The following is a 1,720-nucleotide window of genomic DNA, read 5'->3' as shown; positions in this document are numbered from 1 at the left end:
GCAGGGTGAGCTGCTCGGCTATGCGATTTCGCACCCATCCGTCATGGGCAAGCCGGCCGCGCTCAACAGCCTGATCGGCGCACTGCCGGCGGACGCCGATTGCCTCTTCCTGCACGACATCGCGCTCACCGAAGCCTCGCGCGGGCTCGGCCTCGGCCGCTCGCTGCTCGACCGTTTGAAGACGGCGGCGCGGGACGCGGGCCTCACGCGCATCGCCCTCGTCTCGGTCAACAACTCCCTCGGCTACTGGCAGGCGCAGGGTTTCCGCGTCTTCGAAGCCGATGTGGCACTCACGGCGAAGCTTGCCTCCTATGGCGAGGATGCCGCTTACATGCTGCTGGATCTCTGAGTTTTCGTCATTGCGAGCGCAGCGAAGCAATCCAGAGACCGCGAAGAAGAGACTGTATTGCTTCGCCCTTCGGGCTCGCAATGACGTTCAGGAGGCGACCGCTGCAACGGCCTTGTCGTCCCGCCCCGGCGCAGGCTTCGTGATCGCCCCATGCGCATGGCCGAAAGCGCCGATGTCGAGTTCGCGATAGAGAAGCCGCGAGGGATCGACCGGGCCCGGCATGGTGAGGCGCCCCGGCGGCACCGGGCCGAAACCGACCTTCACGTAATAGGGTTCATCGCCGACCAGGATCACCAGCCGGTAGCCCATCGCCTTCGCGTCGGCGAGGCCGCGCCGCATCAGGTTGACGCCGCAGCCTTGGCCCCGGAGCATCGGCACGACGGCGAGCGGCCCGAGCATCAGGCCCGGCACGCCCCCGATGTTTACGGGCCAGAAACGCAGGCTGCCGATGAGGTGGCGGTTCTCGCCCTCGCCCATATGGGCGACGTAGCACAGCTCGGGAATGGCGGTATTGCCCTCGCGCAGCCGTTGGGCGGTTTTCGCATAGCGGCCGGGGCCGAAGCTCAGGTCGAGGAGCGCTTCGATGGCAGGCCCGTGCTCGGGCCGCTCGATCTCGATGTCAAACATGAACGGGTCTTTCGGATGAGGCGATTGCGAACGGGAAAGAGCATCCGCCGCTTCGGCCATCCGGGGTTCAGGCCCGGAAGACGTGCGCGCGGCAGGACGCATGGGCGAGAGCCGAAAGGCCCTCGCGCCCCATTCGTCGTCGCTGCATCGCAAGGCGCGCCATGTCCGTACCCTCCAGGCCCCGCGGTCGTCCCGCGAAAGGCCCCATTTGCCGCAGGCGGATAGCATGGGTCCGCCCCGACGTAAAGCGAAAGCTCGGAAGGGTGCCGGTCAAAAGGGCTGGAATGGCGGGCCTTGCATCGGCTAGCTTGCCGCCAATTCAAACGAGAACGCAGGGAGAAAACCCATGGGACTTCTAGAGGGCAAGGTCGTTCTGGTCACCGGCGCCGCCGGCGGCATCGGCAAGGAATGCGCGCTGATCGCGGCCCGCGAGGGCGCGAAGGTCGTGGTCAACGATCTCGGTGGCAGCGTGAAGGGCGGCGATGAGGGCAATGCCTCGGCCGCGCAGGCGACCGTCGACGAGATCAAGGCGGCGGGCGGCGAAGCGGTCGCGAACTCGGACAGCGTGGCGCTCAAGTCCGGCGCCGAGAACATGATCGCCCAGGCGCTCGACACCTTCGGCGGTCTCCACTCGATCATCAGCCCGGCCGGCATCCTGCGCGACGGCATGTTCCACAAGATGCCCGACGAGGACTGGAAGGCGGTCATCGACGTCCATCTCCACGGCAGCTACAACATCACGCG

At 66.8% G+C, this 1,720-nt stretch carries 3 protein-coding genes; 2 read left to right on the top strand and 1 reads right to left on the bottom strand.

Going from position 1 to position 1,720, the window contains the following annotated elements:
• On the top strand, positions 1-349 hold a 349-nt coding region (locus VMR03_RS18605), incomplete at its 5' end, for a GNAT family N-acetyltransferase (RefSeq protein WP_325407911.1).
• 87 nt (positions 350-436) lie between these two features.
• On the opposite strand, the gene VMR03_RS18600 is transcribed toward VMR03_RS18605, so the two are convergent.
• Positions 437-976 carry an N-acetyltransferase gene (locus VMR03_RS18600; protein ID WP_325407909.1) on the bottom strand — a complete coding sequence of 180 codons (540 nt, stop codon included), beginning with the start codon at positions 974-976 and terminating at the stop codon, positions 437-439.
• A gap of 346 nt (positions 977-1,322) precedes the next feature.
• Between VMR03_RS18600 and VMR03_RS18595 the strand changes: the two genes are divergently transcribed.
• On the top strand, positions 1,323-1,720 hold a 398-nt coding region (locus tag VMR03_RS18595; protein WP_325407907.1), incomplete at its 3' end, for an SDR family NAD(P)-dependent oxidoreductase.

This window comes from Parvibaculum sp., assembly GCF_035511255.1.
Taxonomy (GTDB): domain Bacteria; phylum Pseudomonadota; class Alphaproteobacteria; order Parvibaculales; family Parvibaculaceae; genus Parvibaculum.
Note: the sequence above shows the minus strand (reverse complement) of the source record. Positions and strands in the feature narration are given on the sequence as shown.

Excerpts from the sequence above, each read along its gene's own strand:
- VMR03_RS18600 (WP_325407909.1), bottom strand. The coding sequence starts at position 976 with ATGTTTGACATCGAGATCGAGCGGCCCGAGCACGGGCCTGCCATCGAA.